The 26,430-nt window shown below is 70.1% G+C and carries 29 protein-coding genes and 1 tRNA gene; 14 read left to right on the top strand and 16 right to left on the bottom strand.

Features of this window, described 5'->3' with window-relative positions; genetic code table 11:
* The first annotated feature begins 30 nt into the window (after positions 1 to 30).
* Together SM116_RS11595 and SM116_RS11590 are read left to right on the top strand one after the other, a co-directional pair.
* Positions 31 to 1,320: a CDP-glycerol glycerophosphotransferase family protein gene (locus SM116_RS11595; RefSeq protein WP_320941139.1), complete on the top strand. Its 1,290-nt coding sequence runs from the start codon at positions 31 to 33 to the stop codon at positions 1,318 to 1,320.
* Complete coding sequence (locus tag SM116_RS11590; RefSeq protein ID WP_320941138.1) at positions 1,317 to 2,753, top strand: CDP-glycerol glycerophosphotransferase family protein; 1,437 nt, start codon at positions 1,317 to 1,319, stop codon at positions 2,751 to 2,753. Before SM116_RS11595 ends, SM116_RS11590 begins: the two co-directional genes overlap by 4 nt.
* Positions 2,754 to 2,766: 13 nt before the next feature.
* On the opposite strand, the gene SM116_RS11585 is transcribed toward SM116_RS11590, so the two are convergent.
* On the bottom strand, positions 2,767 to 3,792 hold the full coding sequence (locus SM116_RS11585; RefSeq protein ID WP_320944161.1) for a glycosyltransferase family 2 protein: 1,026 nt from the start codon (positions 3,790 to 3,792) through the stop codon (positions 2,767 to 2,769).
* A gap of 76 nt (positions 3,793 to 3,868) precedes the next feature.
* The gene (locus SM116_RS11580) at positions 3,869 to 5,263 is read right to left on the bottom strand and encodes a maltokinase N-terminal cap-like domain-containing protein (protein WP_320941137.1); all 1,395 of its coding nucleotides are present in this window, start codon (positions 5,261 to 5,263) and stop codon (positions 3,869 to 3,871) included.
* Between the two features lie 129 nt (positions 5,264 to 5,392).
* Between SM116_RS11580 and SM116_RS11575 the strand changes: the two genes are divergently transcribed.
* Complete coding sequence (locus SM116_RS11575) at positions 5,393 to 5,707, top strand: helix-turn-helix domain-containing protein (protein WP_320941136.1); 315 nt, start codon at positions 5,393 to 5,395, stop codon at positions 5,705 to 5,707.
* On the opposite strand, the gene SM116_RS11570 is transcribed toward SM116_RS11575, so the two are convergent.
* From SM116_RS11570 to SM116_RS11555, 4 genes are read right to left on the bottom strand one after another with little or no spacing between them, the layout of a single operon-like run.
* Positions 5,704 to 5,910 carry a hypothetical protein gene (locus tag SM116_RS11570; RefSeq protein WP_320941135.1) on the bottom strand — a complete coding sequence of 69 codons (207 nt, stop codon included), beginning with the start codon at positions 5,908 to 5,910 and terminating at the stop codon, positions 5,704 to 5,706. The genes SM116_RS11575 and SM116_RS11570 overlap by 4 nt on opposite strands.
* Positions 5,911 to 5,936: 26 nt before the next feature.
* Positions 5,937 to 6,242, bottom strand: coding sequence for a hypothetical protein (locus SM116_RS11565; protein WP_320941134.1), 306 nt, complete (start codon positions 6,240 to 6,242; stop codon positions 5,937 to 5,939).
* A gap of 52 nt (positions 6,243 to 6,294) precedes the next feature.
* Complete coding sequence (locus SM116_RS11560; protein WP_320941133.1) at positions 6,295 to 7,119, bottom strand: hypothetical protein; 825 nt, start codon at positions 7,117 to 7,119, stop codon at positions 6,295 to 6,297.
* Positions 7,120 to 7,156: 37 nt separating this feature from the next.
* Positions 7,157 to 7,849: a phosphocholine cytidylyltransferase family protein gene (locus tag SM116_RS11555; protein WP_320941132.1), complete on the bottom strand. Its 693-nt coding sequence runs from the start codon at positions 7,847 to 7,849 to the stop codon at positions 7,157 to 7,159.
* Positions 7,850 to 8,046: 197 nt separating this feature from the next.
* Between SM116_RS11555 and SM116_RS11550 the strand changes: the two genes are divergently transcribed.
* The 3 genes from SM116_RS11550 to SM116_RS11540 all read left to right on the top strand — a co-directional run bounded on the left by SM116_RS11550 (position 8,047) and on the right by SM116_RS11540 (position 11,133).
* A complete protein-coding gene (locus SM116_RS11550; protein ID WP_320941131.1) occupies positions 8,047 to 9,249 on the top strand; it encodes an ABC transporter ATP-binding protein in 1,203 nt (400 codons plus the stop codon).
* Positions 9,225 to 10,793, top strand: a complete 1,569-nt coding sequence (locus tag SM116_RS11545; RefSeq protein WP_320941130.1) for a hypothetical protein — start codon at positions 9,225 to 9,227, stop codon at positions 10,791 to 10,793. Before SM116_RS11550 ends, SM116_RS11545 begins: the two co-directional genes overlap by 25 nt.
* A gap of 73 nt (positions 10,794 to 10,866) precedes the next feature.
* Positions 10,867 to 11,133 carry a DUF3039 domain-containing protein gene (locus SM116_RS11540; RefSeq protein ID WP_320941129.1) on the top strand — a complete coding sequence of 89 codons (267 nt, stop codon included), beginning with the start codon at positions 10,867 to 10,869 and terminating at the stop codon, positions 11,131 to 11,133.
* Positions 11,134 to 11,138: 5 nt separating this feature from the next.
* Here the strand turns inward: SM116_RS11540 and SM116_RS11535 are convergent, their stop codons facing one another.
* Positions 11,139 to 12,476 carry a nicotinate phosphoribosyltransferase gene (locus SM116_RS11535; RefSeq protein ID WP_320941128.1) on the bottom strand — a complete coding sequence of 446 codons (1,338 nt, stop codon included), beginning with the start codon at positions 12,474 to 12,476 and terminating at the stop codon, positions 11,139 to 11,141.
* A 39-nt stretch (positions 12,477 to 12,515) separates the two neighbouring features.
* Here SM116_RS11535 and murI point away from each other — a divergent pair, with 39 nt between their 5' ends.
* The 4 genes from murI (at position 12,516) to SM116_RS11515 (ending at position 15,820) form a co-directional block, all read left to right on the top strand.
* Entirely contained in the window at positions 12,516 to 13,361 is an 846-nt protein-coding gene (gene murI / locus SM116_RS11530; RefSeq protein WP_320941127.1) for a glutamate racemase, read from the top strand.
* Positions 13,362 to 13,364: 3 nt separating this feature from the next.
* Complete coding sequence (gene rph, locus SM116_RS11525; RefSeq protein WP_320941126.1) at positions 13,365 to 14,105, top strand: ribonuclease PH; 741 nt, start codon at positions 13,365 to 13,367, stop codon at positions 14,103 to 14,105.
* The gene (gene rdgB, locus SM116_RS11520; protein WP_320941125.1) at positions 14,102 to 14,815 is read left to right on the top strand and encodes an RdgB/HAM1 family non-canonical purine NTP pyrophosphatase; all 714 of its coding nucleotides are present in this window, start codon (positions 14,102 to 14,104) and stop codon (positions 14,813 to 14,815) included. The genes rph and rdgB overlap by 4 nt, the downstream gene beginning before the upstream one ends.
* Positions 14,816 to 14,905: 90 nt before the next feature.
* On the top strand, positions 14,906 to 15,820 hold the full coding sequence (locus tag SM116_RS11515; protein ID WP_320941124.1) for a cation diffusion facilitator family transporter: 915 nt from the start codon (positions 14,906 to 14,908) through the stop codon (positions 15,818 to 15,820).
* Here SM116_RS11515 and SM116_RS11510 read toward each other — a convergent pair.
* On the bottom strand, positions 15,817 to 18,210 hold the full coding sequence (locus tag SM116_RS11510) for an ATP-dependent DNA ligase (RefSeq protein ID WP_320941123.1): 2,394 nt from the start codon (positions 18,208 to 18,210) through the stop codon (positions 15,817 to 15,819). The genes SM116_RS11515 and SM116_RS11510 overlap by 4 nt on opposite strands.
* 107 nt (positions 18,211 to 18,317) lie before the next feature.
* On the opposite strand from SM116_RS11510, the gene ku reads away from it, so the two are divergent.
* Positions 18,318 to 19,124 (top strand): non-homologous end joining protein Ku, encoded by an 807-nt coding sequence (gene ku, locus SM116_RS11505; RefSeq protein ID WP_320941122.1) that lies wholly within the window; start codon positions 18,318 to 18,320, stop codon positions 19,122 to 19,124.
* Between the two features lie 3 nt (positions 19,125 to 19,127).
* Here the strand turns inward: ku and SM116_RS11500 are convergent, their stop codons facing one another.
* Together SM116_RS11500 and SM116_RS11495 are read right to left on the bottom strand one after the other, a co-directional pair.
* Complete coding sequence (locus tag SM116_RS11500) at positions 19,128 to 19,949, bottom strand: DedA family protein (protein WP_320941121.1); 822 nt, start codon at positions 19,947 to 19,949, stop codon at positions 19,128 to 19,130.
* A 34-nt stretch (positions 19,950 to 19,983) separates the two neighbouring features.
* Positions 19,984 to 20,065 (bottom strand) — tRNA-Leu (locus SM116_RS11495).
* Between the two features lie 126 nt (positions 20,066 to 20,191).
* Here SM116_RS11495 and SM116_RS11490 point away from each other — a divergent pair.
* The 3 genes from SM116_RS11490 (at position 20,192) to SM116_RS11475 (ending at position 23,181) form a co-directional block, all read left to right on the top strand.
* Positions 20,192 to 21,499 carry an alpha/beta hydrolase gene (locus SM116_RS11490; protein ID WP_320941120.1) on the top strand — a complete coding sequence of 436 codons (1,308 nt, stop codon included), beginning with the start codon at positions 20,192 to 20,194 and terminating at the stop codon, positions 21,497 to 21,499.
* A gap of 68 nt (positions 21,500 to 21,567) precedes the next feature.
* The gene (locus tag SM116_RS11485; protein WP_425563261.1) at positions 21,568 to 22,344 is read left to right on the top strand and encodes an ATPase, T2SS/T4P/T4SS family; all 777 of its coding nucleotides are present in this window, start codon (positions 21,568 to 21,570) and stop codon (positions 22,342 to 22,344) included.
* Positions 22,345 to 22,929: 585 nt separating this feature from the next.
* On the top strand, positions 22,930 to 23,181 hold the full coding sequence (locus SM116_RS11475; RefSeq protein ID WP_320941118.1) for a hypothetical protein: 252 nt from the start codon (positions 22,930 to 22,932) through the stop codon (positions 23,179 to 23,181).
* On the opposite strand, the gene SM116_RS11470 is transcribed toward SM116_RS11475, so the two are convergent.
* The 6 genes from SM116_RS11470 to SM116_RS11445 all read right to left on the bottom strand — a co-directional run bounded on the left by SM116_RS11470 (position 23,162) and on the right by SM116_RS11445 (position 26,429).
* Positions 23,162 to 23,335 (bottom strand): hypothetical protein, encoded by a 174-nt coding sequence (locus SM116_RS11470; RefSeq protein ID WP_320941117.1) that lies wholly within the window; start codon positions 23,333 to 23,335, stop codon positions 23,162 to 23,164. The two genes, SM116_RS11475 and SM116_RS11470, sit on opposite strands and share 20 nt — an antisense overlap.
* 15 nt (positions 23,336 to 23,350) lie before the next feature.
* Positions 23,351 to 24,118: a hypothetical protein gene (locus SM116_RS11465; RefSeq protein ID WP_320941116.1), complete on the bottom strand. Its 768-nt coding sequence runs from the start codon at positions 24,116 to 24,118 to the stop codon at positions 23,351 to 23,353.
* A 430-nt stretch (positions 24,119 to 24,548) separates the two neighbouring features.
* Positions 24,549 to 25,088 carry a hypothetical protein gene (locus SM116_RS11460; RefSeq protein ID WP_320941115.1) on the bottom strand — a complete coding sequence of 180 codons (540 nt, stop codon included), beginning with the start codon at positions 25,086 to 25,088 and terminating at the stop codon, positions 24,549 to 24,551.
* The gene (locus SM116_RS11455) at positions 25,088 to 25,537 is read right to left on the bottom strand and encodes a hypothetical protein (protein WP_320941114.1); all 450 of its coding nucleotides are present in this window, start codon (positions 25,535 to 25,537) and stop codon (positions 25,088 to 25,090) included. Before SM116_RS11455 ends, SM116_RS11460 begins: the two co-directional genes overlap by 1 nt.
* Positions 25,537 to 25,965 carry a hypothetical protein gene (locus SM116_RS11450; RefSeq protein ID WP_320941113.1) on the bottom strand — a complete coding sequence of 143 codons (429 nt, stop codon included), beginning with the start codon at positions 25,963 to 25,965 and terminating at the stop codon, positions 25,537 to 25,539. The genes SM116_RS11455 and SM116_RS11450 overlap by 1 nt, the downstream gene beginning before the upstream one ends.
* Positions 25,966 to 26,156: 191 nt before the next feature.
* Complete coding sequence (locus SM116_RS11445) at positions 26,157 to 26,429, bottom strand: hypothetical protein (protein ID WP_320941112.1); 273 nt, start codon at positions 26,427 to 26,429, stop codon at positions 26,157 to 26,159.
* Between the last annotated feature and the right edge of the window lies 1 nt (position 26,430).

Raw genomic sequence — 26,430 nt, 5'->3', positions numbered from 1 at the left:
ACGGACGCCACCCCGCGATAGGCTCGCGGGGTGGCGTCCTTCTCGTTCAGCGCGGGCAACGCGGGAAAGATCGTCCGCATCCCGCTGTACGCGGCCGGACGCCTCGTGACCCTCCTCGTCCCGCGCTCGGACGACGAGTGGGTGTTCGGCTGCGGCGCGGGAATCGGCGACGGCGCGCTGGCTCTCTGGCGCGTCGCGGCCGCGGGAGGACACGCGGCCGTGTGGCTCACCGGCTCCGACGACGAGGCGACGGATGCGGCGGCCCTCGGCATCCCCTCCGTCCCGAAGCACTCGATCCGCGGCTTCTGGCGCACCGCACGCGCCCGTGTGGTGGTGGTCACCCACGGGTTCGGCGATGCCAACCGGTACGCGATCTCCGGGGCGTTCGTCGTCCAGCTGTGGCACGGCATCCCGCTCAAGCGCATCGGCCTCGACTCGCCCGCGACCGTGCGCAGCGGCATCCTGCCGTCATCCCGCATCGTCCGGCGGCTGCTGGCGGCGATGTACCGCGGCGCCGCGCAGAGCATCGACGTGCTGCCCGCCGCCTCGCACCTCGTACGCGGCCGCCTCGAATCGGCGTTCGGCATCTCCGACGCCCAGGTGCCGGTCACGGGGGAGCCCCGCGTCGACGTGCTGTCGCAGGGGCGGCCGGACGAGCGCCGCGCCCGCGCGCGCGCCGCGATCGCCGACCTCGTCGGCGACATCGGGGAGGCGCGGCTTGTGCTGTACGCGCCCACCTGGCGTGATGGCGCCCCAGACCCGGCCGTGCCGACCGAGGATGAATGGCGGGCGCTCACGGTGGCCCTGGAGGCCGGTGAGGCCGTGCTGCTGGTGCGCTCCCACCCTCTCGGCGCGGGCGACTACGACGTCCCGTTCGAGACGGACCGCGTCCGCGGCCTGGGCAGCGCACTCGTGCGCGATGTCACGCCGCTGCTGCCGGGCATCGACGCTCTCGTGACGGACTACTCGTCACTCGTCTTCGATACGGCCCTCGTGCCGGTGCCGGTGGTGTTCCTCGCCCCGGACGTCGGCGCGTACGGGCGCGAGCGCGGCTTCTACGGCCGCTACGCGGACGTCGCGGGCACGGATGTCGCCTCGACATGGGCCGAGGCGATCCGGCAGCTGAGCGCCCTGTTCGACGATCCTGAGGAGCGCGAGCGGCGTCTCGTGCGCGCGCGCGAACTCGATGCGCAGGTGCACGCCTTCGCCGACGGCCGCAACACCGTCCGGGTCTACCATGCGATCCTGGCAGGACTGGCGCGACGCGTCCCCGCCGTCTCCAGCACTGCCGTCGTCCCCCTCGCTGAAGGAGCTTCATGACCGACGCCCGATTCACCGTCGAGGGCGGTGCTGCACTCGTGCTCGAGGGCCGTGGCACGGCGCCGGCGGTCGAACTGGTCGGTGCCCGCGCGCACGTCGACGGAATCGTCGAGACGCGAGGGGATGGATGGATCGCCACGGTGCCGCTGCGGGCATCGCGCTGGGGAGGACCGGAGCTGCCCCTGCCCTCCGGCGCGTACACGCTGCGCATGGACGGCACCGCGACGCAGGCCAACGCCCTCGCGGTGGAGCTGCTGGGCACCCTTCGTGCGTCGCTCGACGGCAGCACGGTGCAGATCGGGCCGCCGATCGACCCCGCGTACGACTCCGGGGAGGGCCAGGGCGCACTGGAGGTGCGCTACGCGGGGCGGCCGCCGGGCGGACTGGAGAACGCCGTGTTCTTCGAGAGCTTCTACGGTCGCAACGCGAGCTGCAACCCGCTGGCGATCGATCGCGAGATCGCGAAGCAGGCACCGGGGGCGACGCGCTACTGGAGCGTCGTCGACCTGTCGGTGGAGGTGCCCGAGGGCGCCGTGCCGGTCGTCGAGGGCAGCCCTGAGTGGTGGCGGGCACGCGGCGCCTCGCGCCTGCTCGTCGTCAACGACTGGCTGCGTCGGCGCTTCGTCCGTCGCTCGGGCCAGATCGTGCTCCAGACCTGGCACGGCACGCCGCTCAAGCGACTCGCGCTGCACCGGCCGGGCTTCGACCCGCGCCGTGCGCTCGCCGTCATCCGCGAGTCGCGCCGCTGGAACGTGCTGATCGCGCAGAACCCGTACGCGGCCCGCATCCTGAGCAAGGCCTACGCCTTCCTGTCGCGGCCGATCTGGGTCGAGGGCTACCCGCGCAACGACGTGCTGGTGACCGGCGACGGCTCGGCCACGCGCGCGGCCCTGGGAATCGGCGACCACGAGCGCGTCATCCTGTACGCGCCCACCTGGCGCGACGACCGCACCGAGATGGTCGACTTCGTCGACCCCGCGCAGCTCGCCGCGCAGACCGACGCCGTGGTCCTGGTGCGCGGTCATTCCCGGACGCTGCTGCCCGGGCGTGACGCCGCTGGTGCGCGGGTCATCGATGTGACGGCGTTCCCCGACACCGCGCAGCTGCTGCTGGTCGCCGACGCGCTGGTGACCGATTACTCGTCGGTCATGTTCGACTTCTCGGTCACGGGCAAGCCGATGTTCTTCCTCGTGCCGGACATGGAGCATTATCGCGGCGAGCTGCGGGGCTTCTACTTCGACCTCGTCGCGCATGCGCCCGGGCCCGTCGTCCGCTCGCAGGACGAGCTCGTCGCCGCCCTGTCGGACACCGACCCGTCCGCCTATGCGGACCGGTACGACGAGTGGCGCGAGAAGTTCAACCCGCGCGACGACGGCCACGCCGCGCAGCGGGTGGTCGCCCGCATCCTCGATCAGCACATGATCGCGCGCTGACGCACGCGGCGGGCTACGGCAGCGGCGTGTTCCGGCTGCCCAGCCGAGAGGTGTCGACGGTGTCGTGTGCGCCGCGCAGCACGCCGACGAGGAACCCGAAGCCCCACGACAGGTGCATCGTCGGGATCACGGCGAGGGTCCACAGCCTGTCTCGCCAGCCCTTGCCGCCGCCCGGTCCGATCGCGACGGCGAGGACGAGCAGGGCGTACGCCACGAGGGGGAGGTAGACGACGGATGCCGCGACCGCCCACCATCCCGTGAGCACGTGCGCGATCTGCAGGATGCCGACCACGATGGCCAGCGCGAGGACGACGACGAGTGCCGGGGGCGCGAAGAAGCGCAGCGAGTTGCGCCGGCCGAATCGGCGCACCAGCTCGCCGCGCCACGCACCGGTGGCGCGGAACTGGCGGGCGAGCCTCGTCCAGCTCTCCCGCGGCCAGTAGGTCACCGACAGCGACGGGTCGAACCACACCCGATACCCCGCGGCGCGGATCCGCAGGTTGAGCTCCCAGTCCTCGCCCCGACGGATCGACTCGTCGAACAGGCCGACCTCCTCGAGCACGTCCCGGCGCATGACGCCGAGGTACGCCGACTCCGCCTCGCCGGCCTGCGTGCCGCCGTGGTACGCACCGCCGCCGAGGCCGATGGGGGAGTTGTACGCCCGCGCGACGGCGCGCTGGAAGGGCGTGCGCCCGTCGGCGCGCATGACGCCCCCGACGTTCGCCGCTCGCGTCTCAGCCAGTGTCTCGAGCGCGCGCATCGTGTAGCCGGCGGAGAGCTCGGAGTGCGCGTCGACGCGGACGACGGTCGGCGCCCGAGAGGCGCGGATCGCGAGGTTCAAGCCGAGCGGGATGTCGGCGCCCGGGTTCTCCACGAGCGTGATGCGTTCGTCGCGCCGGGCGAGGCGCTGCGCGAGCTCGGTGGTCCCGTCACTGGAGGGGCCGAGCGCGAGCACGAGCTCCGTCGGCCCCGGGACCTCTTGCTGGAGCACGGTCTCGACCGCCCGCTCGAGGTAGCGGGCCTCGTTGAGCACCGGCATGACGAAGGCGACGCCGGCATCCGGTGAGGGAACCGGGGCGTCCTTCCGCCCTCGCTCGCCGATATGCACCCGTCGATCATGCCATGTACGGTCGCGCGACCCCTGAGAGGCGGTCGACGGCGCGCAGCGGGATGTCGATCCACGTCGGCCGGTTGCGCGCCTCGTAGATCGCCTCGTACACGGCCTTGTCGAGCTCGAGCGCATGCAGGAGGGGCGCGCAGGCGGCGCGATCGAGGCCCGAGGCCGTGGCGTATCCCACGAGGTACGCCTCGCGAGCCGCCGCAGCCCACGCCTCGGCGTCGTCGGCCGACTCGGGGCGCTCTAGCGCCACGGACCCCGCGACGTAGTCGAACGAGCGCAGCATCCCCGCAACGTCGCGCAGGGCGAGATCCGGAAGCATGCGCTCGGCCATCGGCCGCATGGGTTCGCCCTCGAAGTCGAGGAGGACCCACCCGCGATCGGGCACCAGCACGACCTGACCGAGGTGGTAGTCCCCGTGGATGCGCTGGAGCGGGGGGAACGTTGCATCCCGTCCCTCGGCGTAGATCTTCTCGATCGCCTGGCGGCGCGGTGCGAGCTCGGGGACCTCGGCGATGGCGATCGCCAGTCGCCGGCTCCACGCATCGCAGATCGCCTCGTGCTCGGCAGCGCCCGCGACCTGCTCGGGCAGCTCGCGCGCGAGCGTCACGTGGACCTCGGCCGTCGCTGCGCCGAGGTCGCGTGCGCGCGCGGTGAAGTCGTCACCCGCCGCGGCGGCGCGCAGTGCGACGCGCCAGGCATCCTCCACGCCGGGTAGGAACTCCTGCGCGAAGGCGAGGGATGCGTCGATCCCGACTCCGCGGTCGATCCAGGATGCCTGGACCCAGCCGATCGGGCGGGGAACCCTCCGGGATCCGGCGGCCGCGAGCGCCGTCTCGAGCTCGATGTCCGGATTCAGGCCCGGCTGCAGCTGCCGGTAGACCTTGCAGATGATCCGGGTGCCCTCGTCCGCGTAGACGAGCGAGCTGTTGGACTGCTCGCCCTCGAGTACGCCGGCGGGTGCCGAGAGCGCGATGGCGGACGCCTCGGTCTCCTCGAGAGTCGTCGTGCCCGTTGCCGTGAGGCCGTCGGACCGGACGACGCCGCCGCGCGTCGTCAGCCGGAGCAGCGCACGCGCGTAAGACGGGTCGTGGATGCCGTCGATGAGGACGGTGCCGTCGGCGACGGCTCCGATCGCGTGGGCGTCGAGCGCGTGCGGAGCCGGCGAGGGGTGTTCGACGACCGGGATCTGGTAGAGCACGGCTGGATCAGAGCCCTCGTCGGCGACGAGCAGCGTGCGCACGCGCGCACCACGAGCCGACGCGTCGCCCCCGCTCTCGTCACCCTCGAAGTCGAGGTCGGCGACGAGACGGAGGACGGGCGTCCTGCCCTTGGCCGCGTACCAGCGCTGTCGCGGCATCCACGCGGCCAGACACGCCAGCGTGCTGTCCATGCCACTGAGGCTATTGCCTGCGGCGACACGCGTGCAAGCGCTTGCACTCAGCGTTGCGCCATGAGCCGCTCGACCGTGTGTCGCATCTATGCCTACGGCACGCATGCGTTGCCTCCATAATCGGAGTCCATGAGGGAAGCGCGGTCACCTGCGTCCGCGCAGCTCGGGGAGCTGATCCGCGATCTGCGCCACAAGACGACCATGAGCAGGCGCACTCTGGCCGAGCTCGCAGATATGGACATCTCCCACGTCGCACGGCTCGAAGGCGGCATGGGCAATCCGACGATGTTCGCGCTCATCCAGCTCGCGACGGTGTTCGGCGTATCGCCGGCCTACTTCGTCGAAGGACTCACGGCCGCCGATCTTCCCGACCACATCCGGCCGCTGACGCAGAGCGACGTCGTGCGCGAGCTGCGTCGCCGCGAGAAGCTCGACTCGGCTTAGGCGCGGGGGGCCTCATCGCCTGCCGATGCCGGGCGGACGGGGGTCAGGGTCACGGAGACCGAGGTCGATGCCTCGCCGAGGTCCGTCGGCGACGCTGCGGGCTCCGCATCCAGCCGCTCCGCGTCGCCGTCCGCAGTGAACGGCTCGGCGGGCAGCACGGCCCACGTCTGCAGCTTCTCGTACCGCTCGGTGAACTGGCCCATGTCTCCATTGTCCGTCACCGCTGCTCTCAGGGCGCGAACCTCCAGACGTACTCGACACCATCGTCGGGGCGGAACCAGGCGATGGTCGCGACGACATCGTCGGGGTCGCACGCGCACAGGCAGAGCTCGGCCGACTCGCCGGGCAGCATCTGGCCCCAGTGCACGGTCTCCACCGTCGATCGGGGGGATACGACGAAGACCCGCACGAAGTCCGCCGCTGCGGAGCCGTCGTTCACCACGAGCGGGTGGGCGTCGTATATGCGCTCGATGCGCCAGGGAACGCGGTAAGCGGCGGGCGATGGGCAGTCGGCGTCGGTGACGATTCGCAGCATACGACGACAGTACGGCGAGTGTCGGACATAGAGACTCGAAGAGATATACGAATCAACGACGGCGGACGGACAGCCGGACCGGGAGCGCGGGCAGTCTCCGACCGAGGCGCTGACCGCGTGCGTCCGCGAGGTCTGCGGGCAGCTCGAGTGGCGCCGGCCCGAAGGCTCGGCGCGCCGACACCACGACACGACGTCCGAGGATGCCGTTGCCCGCGCCGCCGATCACCGCGCCGATGCCGAAGGGCAGCGCCTTGCCGATCCAGGATGCGCCGGCTCGCGCCGCGAAGTGCTTGATGAACATCGACTTGAGCTGGTCGACGGCGGGTCCGACCGCTGCGCGCGGCAGCGTCTTGGTGACCATGTCGCCCCAGTACGACGCCCGCGCCGGACCGGTTCCCGCCGCCTGTCCGGCGAGCTGAGACACCAGGTTCACACCCTCGTCACCGAGGAGCATCGTGAGCACGAGTGCGCGGGCGCGATCCGGATTCGAGATCTGGATGCCGTGCACCTCCGCGAGCGACTGCGCGAAGAGCGTCGTGGTCTCGAGGAACCCGACCGTCTCGACGCCGCTCAAGGCGAGGGTGACTCCGGTTCCGATGCCCGGCACGACGGCGGTGGCGCCGACCGCGGCCCCGCCGCTGGTGACCGCGGCGATGTATCGCGTCTCGAGGATGCGGGCGAGCTCGGCGGGTCCGGCATCCGGATGCCGTCTGATGACGCCGCGCAGATGTGCGAGAACCACGGGCCGCTGCAGGGCGAGTACGCGATCGAGCGCCCGGATGCTCAGCGGATGCTCGTCAGAGCCCTGGGGCGGCAGTCCGCCCTGCCAGGGCGAGCCGTCCGGCAGGGAATGGATGCGGTGAACCTTGCGGGCCATCGCACCGATCCTACGAACGCCACCTGGGCGTCAGCCGTCAGACGAAGAGATTCGCGCGCTCGAGGTCCTCGGTGAAGTCGACCTCGACGGCATACAGGTCCGAGATGTCGAGCGGGGTCAGCAGCAGCCGGTCCTCGTCGATGGCGAGCTCGAGGCCCCGCTCGAAGTAGTCCTGGTCGTCGACTCGGCCGAGCTGGCGGATGAACGCGCGCTTGTCGGCGGCCGAGATGTAGTTGATGCCGACGGCCTCGCCGACACCGCCGCGCACCGTCTTGGACAGCTCGCGGATGAAGCCCTCGGGCGTGACGGTGTACTTGACCTCTTCGTCGCTGACCTTCTCGGTGTTGACGGTGACGAACGACTGCTCGCGCTCGATGAGCGCGATCGCACGGCCGAGCACGCGCGGATCGAAGACGACGTCGCCGTTCATCCACAGCACACCGTGGCGGCCTGTGGCGTTCAGCGCACGCAGCAGGCTCTTGGACGTGTTGGTCTGGTCGTAGCGGTCGTTGTAGACGTAATCGACGTCGGGGAAGGCCTCGACGATGGTCTCGGCACGGTAGCCGACCACGGTCGTGATGCGCGCCTCGGCGCCGAAGGCGGCGCGGATGTTGTCGTGCTGCTGGCGCATGATGCTGCGACCATCGTTGAGCTCGGTGAGGGGCTTGGGGAGGCTGCGCCCCAGCCGCGAGCCCATACCGGCCGCGAGGATGACGGTCTGCAGTGTCAAGATTGTGCTCCTGGAGTGAGTGTCTTCATCGATGGTTCACCGACGCGACACTCCTTCGTGCCTGCACCAGGGTATCGAAACCGCCTGATAGACCGCACAGTGTTCACCCGACGTTGCCGATTCGTGATCTTTCCATCGATTTGCCGTGCATCGCCGTGGCAGGCGGTCGCCGGGCCGTCGGTTGATAGCGTGGGCGGGTGACTGCCGTGCCGGAAGGACCGCCGGAGCCGCGCCCCGACTCCACGGGCGACGGCCCGGACCCCCGGCCCGCGCAGCCCCGCCGGCCCGAGGCATCGTCGGCAGCCCCTCCCGGCGACGCCGGCGCGACGCAGAAGCCGCCGAAGCCGATGCTGTCGGCGGCCGCCGCGGCCGCCCTGCCGCCGCGGCCGCCGCTCCCGGCGGACGATGCCCCCCAGACGGTTCCCCTGGTCAGCGAAGAGGTCGACACGATGGATGCTCCGATCCCGGCGCCGGTCGAACCCGCCGACGCTCCCGCTCCTGCCGCGCAGCCCGAGACGGAGTCCCGACCGGCGGAGGAGGCCGAGCCGGCGCCCGAGCCTCGGCCCGCCCCTGTCATCGCCCAGGTGCTGGAGCCTGCACCGGCGTCGACCGCCCACGAGGGGGAGGCGGCATCCACCGCAGTCCCGGCCGTGGCCGCCACCGGCCTCACCAAGACGTTCGGTCAGACGAAGGCTGTCGACGGCGTCGCGCTCACGGTCCCGGCGGGGTCGTTCTACGGCCTGGTCGGCCCGAACGGCGCCGGCAAGACGACCACCCTGTCGATGATCGGCGGCCTGATCGGCCCGAGCGCGGGCTCCGTGCGGATCAACGGGGTTGACGCGGTCGCCCACCCCCGCGAGGCGAAGCGGATGCTCGGCGTCCTGCCCGACCGCATGCGCACATTCGACCGGCTGACCGGGCGCCAGCTGCTCTACTACTTCGGCGTGCTGCGCGAGCTGAAGCCGGCGGTCGCCGAGAGCCGCACGGCCGACCTCGCGCGTGCGTTCGATCTGACGGATGCGCTGTCGCGTCCGGTGTCCGACTACTCGGCGGGCATGCGCAAGAAGGTGCTGCTCGCCGGAGCGCTCATCCACTCTCCGCGCGTCCTGGTGCTCGACGAGCCGTTCGAGGCCGTCGACCCGGTCTCGAGCGCCGTCATCCTCGACGTCCTCGACACGTACGTCGCCCACGGCGGCACAGTGCTGCTGTCGAGTCACGGCATGCAGCTCGTGGAGCGGGTGTGCGACCGGGTTGCCGTGCTCGTGGCGGGCACGGTCCTGGCCGAGGGCACGGTCGCCGAGGTGCGCGGCAAGAGCACGCTCGAGGAGCGATTCCTGCAGCTGTCCGGCGGCCTCAGCGACGTGGAGGGACTGGAGTGGCTGCACGCATTCTCCGACTGAGACTCGCCCTGATCGTCGGCGCGTTCCGCGGACCGCGCGGGCACGGCGTCCGGGCCTGGCTCGGAGCGGCAGCCTTGGCGGCTGTCGTCGTCGCGGCGGCCGGGATGCTGCTGACCCTGCGCGGCGCGTCCGACGACGCCGCGCGGGTCGTCACCGTGCTCGGCGGCGCTGCGCTGACCGCCAGCTTCTTCCTCGCTCCGCTCATCTCGGGTGTCGAGGACCAGCTGGATCCGCGCCGGTTCTCGATCTTCGGGATGCCGGCGCCCGCACTCGCGCTCACGACGGGGGCGGCCGGCCTCGTCAGCATCCCGATCCTCGCCGCCGTCGCGCTCGGCGTCTGTCTGGTCGCCGTCTGGGCCGCGCACGGCGTTCCCGTCATCATCGGCGTCGTCGCCGTGATCATCGGCGTCCTCACGTGCTCGCTGCTCGCGCGGGTGGGCATGGCGACCGCCGCTCTCGTGCTGCGCGATCGACGTTCCCGTGAGCTGTCCGGGGCCTTCGCCATCCTCGTCATCGTGGTGGCCGTTCCGGCGAGCGTCTTCCTCGCCTCGCTGGAGTGGGGCGGCGAGGTGCCGACCCAGCTGACGCAGGCGGCATCCGTTCTCGCGCACACGCCGCTCGGCGCGGCGTGGGCGATCCCGGCGCTCGTGCCCGGGGCCGGCGCTGATCTGTTCTGGGCGATCGTCATCTCGCTCGCCACACTGCTCGTGCTGGCGGCGGTGTGGCTGTGGCTCGTCGCCCACATGGTCAGCACGGCCGAGCGCCCCGTCGCGGTGCGCGAGCGGGGCGGGCTCGGCTGGTTCGCCGTGGCACCAGGCACGCCAGCCGGGGCGATCACGGCGCGCAGCCTCGTCTACTGGCTGCACGATCCTCGCTACGTCGCCAACATCGTCATCGTCCCGGTCGCGGCGGTCCTCGCGATCATCCCTCCACTCATCGCGGGGGTCCCGCTCGAGGTCGCCGTGCTCGTGCCGCTGCCGATCCTCGCGCTCTTCTTCGGCTGGCTGCCTCACGACGACCTCGCCTACGACTCCACCGCGCTGTGGGTGCACATCGCGAGCGGTGTGCGGGGCTCGGCAGACCGCATCGGGCGGATCATCCCCGTGATGCTCATCGGCATCCCGATCCTGGCGATCGCCGTGCCGATCGCGATCTCGATCCACGGGCGCTGGGCCGCGCTGCCCGCAATGGTCGGAGCCTGCGCATCGCTGTTCCTCAGCGGACTCGGGCTCTCCAGCATCGCCTCGGTCGTCGCGCCCTACCCGGTGTCGCATCCGGGGGACAGTCCGTTCCGGCAGCCCCAGCGGAGCGGATCCCGGGCGGGCACGGCCCAGGCACTCGTGCTGATCGGATCGCTCGTCGTGAGCGCGCCCGCGCTGTGGTGGGCGTGGCTGGCCGTCACCGGCAGAGTGGAGTTCTCCGCCGCAGCGCTGTGGGGCGGTCTCGCGATCGGGCTCGTCGTGCTCATCGCCGGCGTCGCGATCGGCGCATCCGCTTTCTCGCAGCGCACCGGGCGACTCATGGAGTTCGCCGAGTCCGCCTGACGGCGATCGCCGACCGCCCGCGCCGACCCGCGCATCCATCCCCCTGCGAGGCTGACGCCGTTAGACTCGGAGGATGAGCACACCGCTGGACAGCCCGGATCAGGGAGGGCTCGCCGTTCTCGATCGTGAGCTCGAAGAGCTCCTCCGCGAGGAGCACATCGAGCCAGGTGATCACGAGCGGTTCTCGCATTATGTGCGCAAGGAGAAGATCCTCGAGTCGGCCCTCACCGGCAAGCCCGTGAAGGCCCTGTGCGGCAAGAAGTGGACGCCGGGCCGCGACCCGGAGAAGTTCCCGGTCTGCCCCACGTGCAAGGAGATCTACGAGTCGTTGATGGGCTGACGCCCTCAGTCCTGGTCCACCCAGACGGTCGGGATCGCCGGGTCCGACCTGCTGAGCCCCAGAGCGCGCACCGGCAGCTCCTCGCGAACGGCGGCATGATGCGTCCGCGCGGCAGCGACGCCGCCCGCCCCCTCGAACGCCGTCACGATGTCGCCCTCCTCGACGAACACCGTCTGCAGCGCCCGCGCATCGTCGTGGGCGGCGGGGGCATGCTCGAAGCCGTCCGCGACGACGATCGTCTCGCTCGTCGCCGTCCCGCCGTCGAGGGTGCGGAACGCCGACTTGCGCCCCCCCTTGGACGCCTTGTCCGCGGAGGCCTTGGCGACGGCGATCCACGAGCCGGCCGCATCCTGTCGGGCCACGAGCTTATAGACGAGACCCGCCGTCGGCGTGCCCGATCCCGTCACGACCGACGTCCCGACGCCGTACGCGTCCACGGGGGATGCCGCCAGCGCCGCGATCGCGTACTCGTCCAGGTCGCTCGTGACGGTGATCCGCGTGCCGGTCGCGCCGAGCCCGTCGAGCTGGGCGCGCACCTCCGCCGCGACGATCGGCAGGTCTCCGGAGTCGATGCGCACGCCGCCGAGGCCCGTCCCCGCCACCCGGATCGCCGTCTCCACGCCCTGGCGGATGTCGTACGTGTCGATGAGGAGCGTCGTGTCGAGCCCGAGCGCCTCGATCTGGGCGCGGAAGGCCATCTCCTCGGTGTCGTGCAGCAGGGTCCAGGCGTGCGCCGCGGTGCCCATCGTGGGGATGCCCCACCGGCGCCCCGCCTCCAGGTTGCTCGTCGCGCCGAACCCCGCGATATAGGCGGCGCGAGCGGCCGCGACGGCCGAGTGCTCGCCCGCGCGCCGCGAGCCCATCTCCGCGAGCGGGCGCTCGCCGGCGGCGATGCTCATGCGGGCGGCCGCCGTGGCGACGGCCGAATCGTGGTTGAGCACGCTGAGGGCCAGCGTCTCCAGGACGACCGCCTCCGCGAACGCGCCCTCCACCGTGAGGATGGGAGAGCCGGGGAAGTAGAGCTCGCCCTCTCGGTAGCCGGTGATCGTGCCGGTGAACCGCCAGTTCGCGAGGTACGCGAGGGTCTGCGCATCCACCGCCCGCGCGTCGCGCAGGAAGCGCAGTTGGTCGTCGCCGAAGCGGAAATCCCGCAGCAGCGACAGCAGGCGCCCGCTGCCCGCGACGACGCCGAAGCGACGTCCGCCGGACAGACGCCGGGAGAACAGCTCGAACACGCAACGGCGCGACGCGGTGCCGTCGTGCAGGGCGGCGTCGAGCATGGTCAGCTCGTACCGGTCCGTCAGGAGAGCTGTGGAGACGGGCGAGTCGGGCGTAGCGCTCATGCGCGTAGCCTAGCCAGGCCGCCGGTAGGCTGGTCCATCGTGAACGACGCCCCCATCGGAATCTTCGACTCCGGAGTGGGCGGGCTCACCGTCGCCCGAGCCGTGTCGTCTCTGCTGCCTCGCGAGTCGATCCGCTACATCGGCGACACCGCGCATTCGCCCTACGGGCCGAAGCCGATCGCGGAGGTCCGGCGCTACGCGCTCGAGGTGCTCGACACGCTGGTCGACGAGGGCGTGAAGATGCTCGTCATCGCCTGCAACACGGCATCCTCCGCCATGCTGCGCGATGCCCGCGAACGGTACGACGTGCCCGTCGTCGAGGTGATCGGCCCGGCCGTCCGCACGGCGATGTCCACCAGTCGCTCGGGCCGCATCGGCGTCATCGGCACCGCCGGCACGATCTCGTCCGGGGCGTACCAGGACATGCTCGAGGTCAACGAGCGCCTCACCGTCTTCGCGCAGGCGTGCCCGCGCTTCGTGGAGTTCGTCGAGGACGGCGTCACGGACTCGCCCGAGGTGCTCGCCGTCGCCGAGGAGTACCTCGCACCGCTGCGCCGCGCCGGCGTCGACACCCTCGTGCTCGGCTGCACCCACTACCCGTTCCTCGAGGGTGCGATCAGCTATGTCATGGGCCCCGACGTGTCGCTCGTCTCGAGCGACACCGAGACGGCGAAGGACGTCTACCGTCAGCTGGTCTCCCGCGACCTGCTGGCTGCGGCGGATGCCGTGGCATCCCACGTCTACGAGGCCACGGGCGACAGCGCCGCGGACTTCATCCGTCTCGCGCACCGGCTGATGGGCCGCGAGGTGCGCGATGTCACGCTGGTGCACACCGGCGCCATCGATCTGCCGAGGGCCCGTGCGGCCACCCACCAGGAGGACTGACCTTTGACCGATATCGTCCGCGCAGACGGCCGCGCCGTCGATGAGCTCCGGCCCGTCACGATCGAGCGAGGCTGGAGCAAGCAGGCCGAAGGCTCGGCGCTCATCTCGTTCGGCGACACCCGTGTGCTGTGCACGGCATCGTTCACCAACGGCGTGCCGCGCTGGCTCACCGGCAAGGGCCGTGGCTGGATCACCGCGGAATACGCCATGCTGCCCCGCTCCACCAACGACCGGAATGACCGCGAGTCGGTCAAGGGCCGTATCGGCGGTCGCACGCACGAGATCTCGCGGCTCATCGGACGCGCGCTGCGCGCGGTCGTGGACACCAAGGCTCTCGGCGAGAACACGATCGTCATCGACTGCGACGTGCTGCAGGCGGACGGCGGCACGCGGACCGCAGCGATCACCGGCGCCTACGTGGCGCTCGCTGACGCCGTCGCGTGGGGCCGCGAGAAGAAGTTCATCGGCCAGAAGTCGCAGGTGCTCTTCGACTCGGTGTCGGCTGTCTCGGTGGGCATCATCGACGGCACGCCGATGCTGGACCTCGCCTACGTCGAGGACGTCCGCGCCGAGACCGATATGAACGTCGTCGTCACCGGCCGCGGACTGTTCGTCGAGGTGCAGGGCACCGCCGAGGGCGCCCCCTTCGACAAGCGGGAGCTCGACCAGCTGCTCGAGCTCGGCGTGGACGGATGCGGGCAGCTGCGCGACCTGCAGACCACCGCCCTCGAGGCGGATCGATGACCCCTCGACAAGCTCGGGGACCGGGAGAGGGCCGGGGACCGGGAGAGGGCCGCGGACCGGGAGAGGGCCGGGGACCGGGAGAGGGCCGGGGACCGGGAGAGGGCCGGGGACCGGGAGAGGGCCGGGGAGCGAAAGTCGTCCTGGCGACCCACAACCCGCACAAGGTCGAGGAGTTCGCCGCGATCGTCGCGGCGACTCGACCCGACCTCGAACTCGTCGGATACGACGGACCCGAGCCCGTCGAGGACGGCGTCACGTTCGCCGAGAACGCACTGATCAAGGCCCGCGCGGCGGCCCGGCACACGGGTGCGCCCGCGTTCGCCGACGACTCGGGCGTCAGCGTCGCGGTGCTCGGCGGATCCCCGGGCATCTTCTCGGCGTACTGGGCGGGGCACGCGAAGGATCCGGTGGCGAACCGGCGGCTGCTGCTCGACCAGATCTCCGACATCGCCGACCCGCACCGCACCGCGCGGTTCGTCTCGGTGATCGCACTCGTCACGCCGGACGGCCAGGAGCGGGTCGTCGAGGGCGTCTGGCCGGGCCGGATCGCGACCGAGGAGCGCGGCGACGGCGGCTTCGGCTACGACCCGGTCTTCATCCCGGACGGGCAGGACAGGACCGTGGGGGAGTGGACGGATGCCGAGAAGGCCGCGCAGTCGCACCGTGCCCGCGCGTTCGCCGCGCTCGCACCCCTGCTCGCGCAGCTCTGAGGCCGACCGCACAGGGTACTGAGAGCGACTCTCATTCCCGACTGGGCCGATCCGCGGACGAGAGGGGATGCGCCGTCCTACCCTGGACACATGCACGACCATGCTCCGGCCGAAGGGATTCGCGGCGCCTCCAACCGGCGGCTGCTCGCGCTCTCGCTCGGCATCACGAGCGTGGTCATGGTCGTCCAGATCGTCGGTTCGGTCGTGTCGGGCTCACTCGCGCTCCTCGCCGACGCGGCCCACATGTTCACCGACTCGGCGGCCCTCGTCGTGGCCCTCATCGCCAGCTGGGTCGCATCCCGTCCGGCCAACGAACGCCGCACCTTCGGGTATCAGCGCGCGGAGGTGTTCGGCGCGCTCATCAACGGCATCATCCTCATCGTCCTGTCGGTGTGGATCGCGATCGAGGCCGTCCTGCGGCTGCTGCATCCGGCCGATGTGGCGGTCGCGGCCGCACCGATGCTCATCGTCGCCATCATCGGCCTGTGCGCGAACGCACTAGCGATGTGGCTGCTGTCAGCCGCCCAGAAGCGCAGCATCAACGTGCGCGGCGCGTACCTCGAGGTCATGGGCGACCTCATCGGATCGGCCGCCGTCATCCTCGCCGCCGTCATCATCCTGGTATCCGGATGGGTGCCCGCCGACGCGATCGCGTCGCTGTTGATCGCCGCGATGATCATCCCGCGTGCGATCGGTCTGCTGCGTGAGGTGGGATCGGTGCTGGCCGAGTCGGTGCCCAAGGGCGTGCACGTGAAGGAGATCCGCGACCACATGCTCACGACGCCGGGCGTCGTGGATGTCCACGATGTGCACGTGTGGCAGCTGACCCGGGGCGCACCCGTGTTCACCGCGCACGTCGTCGTGGACGGTGGTGCGCTGCGCGACGGCCGGGCCGGGGATATCCTCACGCGCCTGCAGGCCTGCCTGTCGTCGCACTTCGACGTGGAGCACTCGACGTTCCAGCTGGAGCCGGCAGGGCACATCGAGCACGAGGCGCACACTTAGGCGGGAGAGTCGTCCTCGCGGACGATCTCGCCGGGCGACTTGTCGGGGCGCAGGCCGCGCCAGCGCGAGTGCCGGAGGATGCCGCCGGGCGTCAGCTCCGCGTACTCGACCTCTCCGACCAGCTCGGGTCGCACCCACAGCGCATCCGACGCGTCCGCGGCCGGGACGGTGGCGAAGGGCGAGACGTCGGTGCGCAGCGGCGTCAGCAGCGACTGCAGGCGCTCGATGTCGCGCTCGGTGAATCCGGTGCCCACGCGTCCGGCATACCGCAGGCCATCGTGCCCGGGGATGCCGAGGAGGAGGGACGCGATGGGGCGGCGTCCGGGTCGGATTCCGCCGATCACCACCTCCTGCGTGCGCGTGTGCTTGACCTTGAGCCACTCCTCACCGCGGGAGCCGCTGCGGTAACGCGAACGAGGGTCTTTGAGGACCACGCCCTCGAGCCCGAGCGCCCGGCTCGCCGACAGCGCCGCCTCGAGGTCGTCGAAGACGGGCGGGATGACGACCGGAGCGTGGACGGGGATGCGCTCCAGGATGCCGCGGCGCTGGGCGAGCGGCAGGTCGGTGGCGTCCGCCCCGCCCCACGAGAGGACGTCGAACAGGTACCACTGCACCGGGGTGCGCGGGGCCTCGCGCGCGATCTCCGACGAGCGGGTGAGGTTCATCCGAGACTGCAATCGGGTGAAGCTCGGCCGGCCCGTCGCGTCGAGCGCCACGATCTCGCCGTCGAGGACGGCGGGATCCGGCCCGAGGTCGAGGTCGCCGCCGGTCAGCTCGGGGTATTTCTCCGTGATGTCGGCGCCGCTGCGCGCGCGCAGGCGCAGGCGCTCACCATCCCAGATGCCGAGGGCGCGGATGCCGTCCCACTTGGCCTCGACCCACGGCTCTGCGTCGCCCCACCGCCGGACGGCGTTCCGGGCCTGCGCGGGGGTCGCGGCGGTCGCCAGCATGGGGGCGACCGTGGGGCGCGAGGTCGCGGCGGGCGCTGTGGGCTCCGGGTTCGGTCGCGCGGGGTGAGGGGCCGGCTCGTCCTCCAGGGCCATGCGGTGCAGCAGCCACGTCGACTTCTCGCCCTCGCCGCCGGTGCGGATGAGGGCGACCCGGGCGCGGCCGCCGAGCGGGCCGCCCGGCCGGCCGTCGAGGGTGGCGATGACCTCGCTGTCGCGCCACTTCTCGAGCTCGTACACGCCGTCGTCCCAGATCGTCACGCTGCCTGCGCCGTACTCGCCGTGCGGGATCTCGCCCTCGAACGAGCCGTAGTCGAGCGGGTGGTCCTCCGTCATGACCGCGAGGCTGTTGCGGGATCCGTCGGGCGGCACGCCCTTGGGCACCGCCCAGCTCACGAGGACGCCGTCGCGCTCCAGCCGGAAGTCCCAGTGCAGGCGCCGGGCATGATGCTCCTGGATCACGAACCGCGGCAGTCCTCCGACGGCCGTGGGCGCAGCGCGGGGGCTGTCGGGGACCGGTTCCGGCGTTCGGTCGGCGCTGCGCTTGTCGATGTAGGTCTGGAGCGGTGCGCTCGCGTCCGGCGGTGCGCTCGGCGCACGCGTCAGCACCTCGTCGAAGGTGAGGTGGCGCAGGTCCGGGTCGTGGAGCTCCTCCCACGTGCGGGGTGCGGCGACGGTGGGATGCGGTCGCCCGCGGAGCGAGTACGGCGCGATCGTCGTCTTCGACCCGTTGTTCTGGCTCCAGTCCAGGAACACGCGACCGGGGCGGATCGACTTCGCCATCTGGCTCACGACGAGAGCGGGGTCGTCGGCCTCCAGCGCGCGGGCGAGCTCGCGCGCCACCGCGGAGACCTGGTCGCTGGTCTGCTTTCCCGGCAGCGCCGCGTAGAGGTGGATGCCCTTGCTGCCGCTCGTGACCGGGACCGGGTCGAGTCCCATGTCCTGAAGGATGCCGCGCGCCCGGCGCGCGACCTCGGCGCACTCCACGAGTCCGACACCGGGACCCGGGTCGAGGTCCAGCACCATCCGGTCCGGGTTCGACCTGCCGCCGTGGGCGTCGAACCGCCACTGCGGGACGTGGATCTCCAGGCTCGCCACCTGTGCGAGGTAGACGAGGGAGGCGACGTCATCCACCACGGGGTAGTCCTTCGCACCGCTCGAATGGTCGATCGGCAGCCGTGCGAGCCAATCGGGGGCGCCGGGCTCGAGGTCCTTCGCGAAGAACCAGTCGGCAGGATGCTCCTCGGTGCCGACGCCGTCGGGCCAACGCTTGCGGGTGACCGGACGGCCGGCGATCCAGGGCAGCATCGCCGGCGCGATGCGCGCGTAGTAGTCGATGACCTCGCCCTTGGTCGTGCCGGTCTCGGGGTACATGACCTTGTCGAGGTTCGAGATGCGCAGACGACGTCCTCCGATCCTCACTGTGCTCTCATCCCGGGGCATACGCCCAGGCTAGCTACGCGCCCATACAGCTCGCGCCCGCCGGGCGTGCGACCAGGCAGCCGGGGCCGGGGTAGCCGTGGCAGGTGCGACAGGTGTGTACTGGAGTGATGAGAGCCATCTGGAAGGGTGCACTGACGTTCGGGCTCGTGAACGTCCCGGTGAAGGTGTACTCCGCCACCGAGGATCACGACCTCTCGCTGCATCAGGTCCACAACAAGGACGGCGGCCGCATCCGCTATCAGCGGGTGTGCGAGATCGACGGCGAGATCGTGCCGTACGCCGATATCGACAAGGCCTACGACGACGGCGAGCGCACGGTGGTCATCACCGCGGAGGACGTCGCATCCCTCCCCGCCGAGCGCAGCCGCGAGATCGAGGTCGTCGAGTTCGTGCCGACCGAGCAGATCGATCCGCTCCTGTTCGACAAGGCGTACTACCTCGAGCCGGACTCGATGTCGCCGAAGGCCTATGTGCTCCTGCGCGAGACGCTGCAGAACACCGACCGGACGGCGATCGTCCGGTTCTCGCTGCGGCAGAAGACGCGGCTCGCGGCGCTGCGCGTGCGAGGCGACGTGCTCGTGCTGCAGACGCTGCTGTGGTCGGACGAGGTCCGCGAGGCGGCATTTCCGGCACTGGATGCGCCGGTCAAGATCTCCGACAAGGAGCTCGAGCTCTCGGCATCCCTCGTCGACGGCTTCGCGGCGGACTTCGAGCCGAGCGCGTTCGTCGACGAGTACCAGCAGGAGCTGCGCACGCTGGTGCAGGCCAAGCTCGAGAAGGGCGATGCCTTCGACACCGCCGAGACGTTCGGCGAGGCTGTCGAGGAAGGCACCGGGGGAGAGGTCATCGACCTCATGGATGCGCTGCGCGCGAGCGTCGAGCGCAACCGCGCGAAGCGCGCCTCGGGCGAGTAGGACTCAGCCTGCGGTCTCGTCGTTCTCCTGCTCCAACGCGGCGCGGTGCGCGCGACGGGTGTGCGGCGCGAACACGTCCTCGGGAAGCGCGAGGTCGACGTGCTCGGCGGGCGCCTCGGCGCTCTCCGCGGCGGCCGCCTCGCGGCGCGCCTTCCCGCGCTCGCGGAGATAGTGGAACACCGTCACGGAGATCGTCATCACGACGACCCCGAGGAGGATGACGTCGATGTACTTCGTGACGATGTCGGCGACCCAGGGGATGAACCCGATCGCATAGCCGAGCAGCGTGATGCCGAAGCCCCAGAGCAGCGCGCCGACGAGGTTGTACAGGGTGTAGCGGCGCCACGGCATGTGGCCGACGCCGGCCACGATCGGCGCGAATGTGCGCACCACCGGCACGAAGCGTGCGAGGACGACCGTCATGCCGCCGTACCGCTCGAAGAACGCGTTCGTGCGCTCGACGTTCTCGCGGCTGAACAGGCCGGAGTCCTTGCGCTCGAAGATCGCGGGTCCGCCCTTATGGCCGATGAAGTAGCCCGCCTCGCCGCCGATGAAGGCCGCGACGGCGATCGCGAGTGCGACGAACCACACGTTCACGCCGAAGACGCCGTTCGGGTACGTGCCGGTGGAGTGCGACAGGAGGCCCGAGATCAGGAGAAGGGTGTCGCCGGGGAACAGGAAGCCGATCAGGAGGCCGGTCTCGGCGAAGACGATGCCGCAGACGACGAGCAGCGCCCAGGGGCCGGCGGCGTGGATGATCCCTTGAGGGTCCAGCCAGGGGATGAGTGCGGCAGCGTGCACGGAGTTCCCGTCGATTGTGTCCATTGAGTGGCGTCGGAGGGCGCAGAGGATGACGCCGTGCGGAAGGTGGGACTTGAACCCACACGCCCGGAGGCACAGGAACCTAAATCCTGCGTGTCTGCCAGTTTCACCACTCCCGCGTTCCGGCAATTCTACTGAGCGACCTGTGAGCGTTGTGTGCGCGGCTCGGTGATCTCACGGCTCTCACGCAGACTCGCGAAAGTGCGCCCGCATACAGTGAACCGACCCCATCAAGACGAGGACCGATGAACGCGATTCTGACCGCTCAGGTGCTCGACGGTCCCGTTCCCGTCGTGTTGTACGTCGCCGCGCTGGCGCTCGCCGTGTACCTCCTGATCCGTCGTCCGGGCCGGGGACGCCTCCTCGCCTCGGCGCTCGGCATCCTCGCGGGAACCCTCGTCGCGATCATCGTCTTCGTCGTTTCGAACATCACCGACGCGTTCGGCGAGCAGTTGCAGCTCGAGATCCTGTGGTGGGCCGTCGCGGCCTTCGGCGCCGTCGGTCTGGCGGTCGCGAACCTGTGGCGCTCGCGGTGGTGGCGCAAGACCATCGCCGTGCTCAGCATCCCCGTCTTCATCGCAGCGGGTGCCGTCGGCATCAACGCCGTCTTCGGCCTCAACGCGACCGTCGCCGACATGCTCGGCATCTCGGTGCGGCACCCGATCGCCCTCCCGAAGCCGTCGCCGACCGCCACCGACCAGCCCGCATGGACGCCCGGCGACGGATCGCTCTACCAGGCGTGGCGTCCGCCGGCGGACATGCCGCACCTCGGTCAGCAGGGGACCGTCACGATCCCCGCGACCGTGTCCGGCTTCCACGCCCGACCCGCAGGCCTCTATCTGCCGCCCGCCGCTTTGGTGAAGGATGCGCCGCCGCTTCCGCTCGTGATCCTCATGATGGGCTATCCCGGCAACCCCAGCCCCGCCCGCGTCGCATCCGTGGTGGAGCAGTACCAGCTCAAGCACCAGGGTCTCGCGCCGATCGTGCTGGTCGCCGACCAGATCGGCACGCAGGGTGATCCGACGTGCGCGGACTCCAAGATGTACGGCAACGCGCAGACCTACATCACGAAGGACGTCGTCGCGTGGGCGGCGGCCCACCTGCACGTGATCGAGGACCCGAAGTACTGGGCGATCATGGGCTATTCGAACGGCGGTGGCTGCGCGATCAAGTACGGCGCGCTGATGCCGCAGACCTTCGGCACGATCGTCGACATCTCGGGGGAGCCGTATCCCGGTTCCGTGCACCCTCCGCTGGCCCTCGCGCGCATCTTCGCGGGGAACGTGGCCGCGTTCGAGGCGAGCAAGCCGATCAACATCATGCGGAAGGCACCCGCCGGCACCTACAACGGCGTCCACGCGGTGTTCACCTACGGCGCCGACGACCACAAGTACGGCCCGGACGCGAAGCTGGTGTCCTCAGTCGCCCGCTCCGTGGGCATGGATGTGACACTCACGCCGATCCCCGGCGCGACCCACATCGGACTCGCCTTCACCGGAGGAGTGGCGGCGGGGCTCGACGTCCTGTACCCGCTGTGGGGGCTCTCGGCGTAGGGCGGGTCGGAGCGACCGATTGTGGATAACTTTCGGGCCGATTCGCGCTGTCTTGTCATGATGCTCCGGTGACTCTCGCCTTCACGACCGGACCGACGGCATCCGTCGCCGATCGTGTGCGCGACCGTCTGCGCGCCGAGCAGACGGACCCGACCCGCGACCCCGACACGGCTCTGCAGATCGCGTGGGCGGAGGTCCGCCGCCACAACGACTTCGCCCTCGCGCGGGGGCTCGCGCCGGTGGACGACGAGCAGGCCTGCGTGCGCGAGGTGCTCGCCGCCGTCGCCGGCTACGGGCCGCTGCAGCCGTACCTCGACGACCCGACGGTGGAGGAGCTCTGGATCAACGCACCCGACCGCATCTTCATCGCGCGCGAGGGGATGCCCGAGCGCGTGCCGCTGCGGCTGACGGATGCGGCGATCCGGGATCTGGTCGAGCGGATGCTGCAGGCCACCGGGCGCCGGGTCGACCTGTCCCAGCCGTTCGTGGATGCGTCGCTCCCCGACGGCTCGCGTCTGCACGTCGTCATCCCCGACATCACGCGCCGGCATTGGTCGGTCAACATCCGCAAGTTCCTGCCCGCGTATCGCGATCTCGATCGGCTCGTCGCGATCGGCTCGCTCGATCCGTACGCCGCCGAGCTGCTGCGTGACGCGATGGCCACGGGACGCAGCATCCTCGTCTCCGGCGCCACACAACCCGATCATCGATGCGGCGTCAGAGCCTCTTCAACGACGAGTTGTCCGGCTTCGATTCCTTCTGCATGCGCGCCAGCAATGTCTGATTGCTCCTCGCCAGGCTCCCGTCGGCCGCGCGCATCCAGCGACGGCCGTTCGCATCGGTGAACTCGATCATCAGCCCGCTTCGATAGTCGTGGGCCTCTCCGTGGTAGCCCGGGCCGCCCACATACCAGTCGCCCGGAGGAACCATCGTCTGCCAGAGCGGCGTACTCATCGGCTCGTCTGGGGCCACCTTGTGATAGCTCCAGGCCTTGGAATACGCAATGAGGACGTTGTGGATGGTCGAGCCGGAGTCATTGCGAATCACGATGATCGGACGCTCCGGAGCATCCCACGTCGCACCATTGACCACGGGATGCAGGACGGTATCTGGAATCCGACGGTCCATGTCACCGGGCCAGGCGGTCACGCGCGATGCCTCCGCGCGTCGGCCGTCACGCCACGAGCGTGTCGCCACCCAGACGGAGAAGAACACCGCGAGCAGCGTCCCCACGGCGGCGAAGGCTGACACCACAAGGGCTAGCACGTCGAACCAATCCCGAGTCAGGTCCACCGGAATCGGGATGGGAAGCGCCATCAGCATGAAGCGAGGCTAGTGGCTTTCTGCCGGACCACAACCGCGCGCCGTCTAACGAAAGTCACCCGCGCGACGGTCTTACGCCTAGACGATTCGTGAGGACACTGGACCGTATGACAACAACATGGGTTGTAGATGAAGCCGAAGGCGTCGCCAGCGGTGACTTGGTCCCCGTGACGGCGGAAGGGCAGCTAATCACGGTCCTGCAGGCGCTGTGGAGCGATATCGACGGCGTGCGGGTCCAGTGGGACGTGGAGGTGCTGCCAGACGATCTGAGCGCGGCTCAGACGCTCGCGCTGGCGGATGCGCTGAGGCAGGTTGGGGCCGTCGAGCCGCCTACTGGCCTCAGTGGTCGTTCGGCGTGAAGCCCTTCACACGCGTGAAGCCACGAACGACCTTGTCGCCCTCGCGCAGATCACGCTTCGTGTCCTCAATAATGCGCCGCATCTCCGGACTTGGGTCGATGCGCTCGAGGATCTCGAAGTACTCTTCCTGACGAGGTGTCAGCGGTGATTCCATCGTGCCCCTCCTCATTCAGCTTGCTTTGGGCCTCACGATACGCGATACCACCGACGCCGCGAGGCCTGCCGACTCGTGTGTCGCACGCTTGTCGAGGAGTGGTGTGTACTCACTCTCGCCGGAGCGATACGCCCTGTCAACGGTGAGAACGCCGAGGATCCGACCATCATTCCGTAGGTCCCAAATGGGCTCAGCGAGCACCTCGGAGTACTTTCCGACGATCGAGACGAACTCCTCGTATGTGAACCCGCAACGCGTGTTCACGGGGATCTTCTCGAACGCTTCCGGAGAGATATCCGTATTGCCGTACTTCTTCGCCACGGCGTACCAGTTCCTGTAGACGCGCTTCTTCTGGTCCAGGCAGGCACCAACCATGCCTTTTCCAGAGCCCCATGCCACCCCGGACTCTTGGGGGTATCGCCCAGGCCTCAAGCGGGCGACACGGTGGAGTCGCTTCGAATCGCGCCCGCTCACGACGTACGCGTTAGCTCCGAGGTCTTCGAGGTGAAGTTGAGGCGTCTCTCGAACAATCTGGAGCAGAGCCACCATGAGCGCGTCTTCGAGGCGGTCCATCCGTCGGCCCCGCCGTCGACGCGAACCGCGAACAATGAGCGTCCCGACGTTGTCCACGCCGAGGATGATCAGGCTGATCACCCATACCGTGCCCTCGAATTTTGGCAGCGGATTGATCAGACCTGCCGCGATCAGAGCGGCCCCGAGACCCACCAGAGCCGCCCACGCGACTGCGCCGATGCGCAGGACAAGCGAGACGACGGACCACACGAGTCTTGATCGTATCGGCTGAATGAGCGACTTCTCACAATCCCTGGACTAGCGGGGGTTTGTGTGTCGGAAAGCCTACGATCCTCCAGCCGACCGGGTGTCCGCCACCGCGCGTACGCTGAGAGGCGGCCGGAGAAGGGGTTCCGGTTGGGTGTGGCGAGGGCGATATACATCCAGGTCGAGACGACAGCGTGGCTCGTAACCAACGCGGTGCACACGCCAAGGTTCCTGATCCGGTATCTTCCTGCGGTCAGCAAGAGGACGCACGAGACGCACATGCTCTACCGCGTGCAGCGGTGGCAGCTCGAGCCGTCGAAGCGGGAGACGTTGGGCTGGCACGACACTTACGCGGAGGCAGAGGCGCACTGCCGGGAGATGATCGAGACGCCCGAGATGGGCACGCCGAAGCGCGACGGCTACGGCTCTGCGATCACGCCGGCAGAGCAGAAGCGGCGGTGGGATGCCGGGCTGGACCCGCTGACGGGCATGCCTCGGCAGCCCTGAGCAGCGGTCTGCCGTTCGCGCTGACCTCGCGCATTCGTCCGGTCGCGGGGACGCTCCACCAGCGCGCCGCGGCGCAGTCGATCCGGGCGCGCCAGCTGAGCGCGAGGCGCTCGAGGCCTGCGCGCTGCAGAGCACGGACGACGTCGGCTGACGACAGGATGAGGGGCGCGCCATCCTGGATCGCGATCTTCTCGCGAGCCCAGCGCACGTACTGCTCGCGGTCGGCGGTCATGTTGATGACGTGGTCACGCGCGGCGGTGTGGCCCTCCCGGATCGCGATGCACACGGGGTCGGCGGTGGCGTCTCGCTCGGCGCGGGTGCGCTCGTTCTTCCGACGCCAGTACCGTTCGCGTTCGGCGGCGTTGTGACGCTCGCGGCCCTCGGCGTCTGCGCGGATGCGCCGCATGCGTTCGCGCGCGGCGGTCCGGTTGCGCTCCCGCTGGCGGTCGGCGTCGGCGTACGGCATCACGCGGGCGCGATCTGGTCGGTGCCGGCGAGGTAGGCGTTGCGGCCGAAGGGCCCGTTTCGAATCTCGACCTCAACGACCCGGCCGCCGTTTGCTCCGGGGATGAGCCATTGGCGTGTCTGCTCGCGATCGGCGGCGAAGGTGAACCGATCCGCGTGGTTGTCTCTGATGGCATAGAGCGCGTCGAACATCTCGCCCGTGTCGAGGATGAAGGCCTCGCCGGCCGTCCAGTCCTCGCGTTCCGCGGCCCACTCACGCTCTACTCGCGCCTGCTGCTGCGCGCGTTCCGCGGCCCACTCTTCCGTCTCCGGGTCCCAGCTCTTGCCCGCGGAGAGCCAGGGCGAGCGGGTCGCAACCCAGTTGTCCATGTAGGCGACGTAGCCGCGACGGACGGTGGCCGCGAACTCATCGAGGGCGGCCCCTGCGCGCTTGCCGTTGTATATGGCCATCAGGCGGTCCAGGTCTTCCGCGAGCGTGACAGCCCGCCCTTGCGCCCCATCTCGGCCGGGGTGAGCGCGTGCGGTGCGGGCAGCCCAACAATCGAGCCCTCGGCATCCGCCGGCACGTCGAAGGACAGCGAGCGGAGCAGCGTCTGAATCGTCGTCCGGGAGCGCCGGGCTGCGCCGATGGCCGGATGCTCCACAGGCTGCCCCTGAGCCCCTGTAACGGTCACTTTTCCGGCAGAAATGGCCGCATCGACCTCGGTATCGAGTGCGGCGAGCACGTCGGACTCGCGTGCTGCCTGCAGTAGCAACGCGGCCTCCCGGGCGTCCGGGATCAGGTCCAGCTCTGCCCACTGCCGCGCGATTGCGCGGTGCAGCGCCTTGCCGGCAGCGCCCAGAGTCCGCGGCGTGGCGATGGGCTTGGTGTCACTCATCGGGGTTCCTTGCCTTTCGTTCAAGCGCTAAGCGCTAGCTCGAGCGCGACCGCATATACGCGAGTCGCCGTTTGCGCCGGTGGGGTGGGGGTGACCGGGGGAGGGGGTCGCGTTGCGTCGCGGCATAGCTCGGCGCGGTCTGCGCGACGCGATGCGGCGCACGGTTGTCTTCTCGTGTTGGGCTCGCTCGATCATTGGTCGTCGCCTTCGTTGTCTCTCTTGCTGCGCTCGCGTGCGAGTTCTTCGTATGCGTTCTTCGCGAAGAGGGCGATGTGCAGGCCTGCCAGCAGGCGCTCGTGAGGATTCATCCGGTTCAGCGTTGCGACGGCTGCGAGGCTGTCACCGCGCTGGATGGCCTGGAAGACTCCGGCGGCATCGTCCTGCATGAGGCCGTCACTCAGGGACTGGATGATGGGGATGAGCTGTTCGGCGTCCAGCTCGAAGGGGTCAACGTTCTCGGTCATG

The sequence above is a fragment of the Microbacterium rhizosphaerae genome (assembly GCF_034120055.1).
In the GTDB taxonomy this organism is placed as follows: domain Bacteria; phylum Actinomycetota; class Actinomycetes; order Actinomycetales; family Microbacteriaceae; genus Microbacterium; species Microbacterium rhizosphaerae.
Note: the sequence above shows the minus strand (reverse complement) of the source record. Positions and strands in the feature narration are given on the sequence as shown.

Bases quoted from the DNA above. Each gene is read 5' to 3' on its own strand.
- SM116_RS11590 (WP_320941138.1), top strand. From the start codon at position 1,317: ATGACCGACGCCCGATTCACCGTCGAGGGCGGTGCTGCACTCGTGCTC.
- SM116_RS11585 (WP_320944161.1), bottom strand. From the start codon at position 3,792: ATGCCGGTGCTCAACGAGGCCCGCTACCTCGAGCGGGCGGTCGAGACC.
- SM116_RS11580 (WP_320941137.1), bottom strand. From the start codon at position 5,263: ATGGACAGCACGCTGGCGTGTCTGGCCGCGTGGATGCCGCGACAGCGC.
- SM116_RS11575 (WP_320941136.1), top strand. From the start codon at position 5,393: ATGAGGGAAGCGCGGTCACCTGCGTCCGCGCAGCTCGGGGAGCTGATC.
- SM116_RS11570 (WP_320941135.1), bottom strand. From the start codon at position 5,910: ATGGGCCAGTTCACCGAGCGGTACGAGAAGCTGCAGACGTGGGCCGTG.
- SM116_RS11565 (WP_320941134.1), bottom strand. From the start codon at position 6,242: ATGCTGCGAATCGTCACCGACGCCGACTGCCCATCGCCCGCCGCTTAC.
- SM116_RS11560 (WP_320941133.1), bottom strand. From the start codon at position 7,119: ATGGCCCGCAAGGTTCACCGCATCCATTCCCTGCCGGACGGCTCGCCC.
- SM116_RS11540 (WP_320941129.1), top strand. From the start codon at position 10,867: ATGAGCACACCGCTGGACAGCCCGGATCAGGGAGGGCTCGCCGTTCTC.
- SM116_RS11535 (WP_320941128.1), bottom strand. From the start codon at position 12,476: ATGAGCGCTACGCCCGACTCGCCCGTCTCCACAGCTCTCCTGACGGAC.
- rdgB (WP_320941125.1), top strand. From the start codon at position 14,102: ATGACCCCTCGACAAGCTCGGGGACCGGGAGAGGGCCGGGGACCGGGA.
- SM116_RS11515 (WP_320941124.1), top strand. From the start codon at position 14,906: ATGCACGACCATGCTCCGGCCGAAGGGATTCGCGGCGCCTCCAACCGG.
- SM116_RS11510 (WP_320941123.1), bottom strand. From the start codon at position 18,210: ATGCCCCGGGATGAGAGCACAGTGAGGATCGGAGGACGTCGTCTGCGC.
- ku (WP_320941122.1), top strand. From the start codon at position 18,318: ATGAGAGCCATCTGGAAGGGTGCACTGACGTTCGGGCTCGTGAACGTC.
- SM116_RS11500 (WP_320941121.1), bottom strand. From the start codon at position 19,949: ATGGACACAATCGACGGGAACTCCGTGCACGCTGCCGCACTCATCCCC.
- SM116_RS11490 (WP_320941120.1), top strand. From the start codon at position 20,192: ATGAACGCGATTCTGACCGCTCAGGTGCTCGACGGTCCCGTTCCCGTC.
- SM116_RS11475 (WP_320941118.1), top strand. From the start codon at position 22,930: ATGACAACAACATGGGTTGTAGATGAAGCCGAAGGCGTCGCCAGCGGT.
- SM116_RS11470 (WP_320941117.1), bottom strand. From the start codon at position 23,335: ATGGAATCACCGCTGACACCTCGTCAGGAAGAGTACTTCGAGATCCTC.
- SM116_RS11460 (WP_320941115.1), bottom strand. From the start codon at position 25,088: ATGCCGTACGCCGACGCCGACCGCCAGCGGGAGCGCAACCGGACCGCC.
- SM116_RS11455 (WP_320941114.1), bottom strand. From the start codon at position 25,537: ATGGCCATATACAACGGCAAGCGCGCAGGGGCCGCCCTCGATGAGTTC.
- SM116_RS11450 (WP_320941113.1), bottom strand. From the start codon at position 25,965: ATGAGTGACACCAAGCCCATCGCCACGCCGCGGACTCTGGGCGCTGCC.
- SM116_RS11445 (WP_320941112.1), bottom strand. From the start codon at position 26,429: ATGACCGAGAACGTTGACCCCTTCGAGCTGGACGCCGAACAGCTCATC.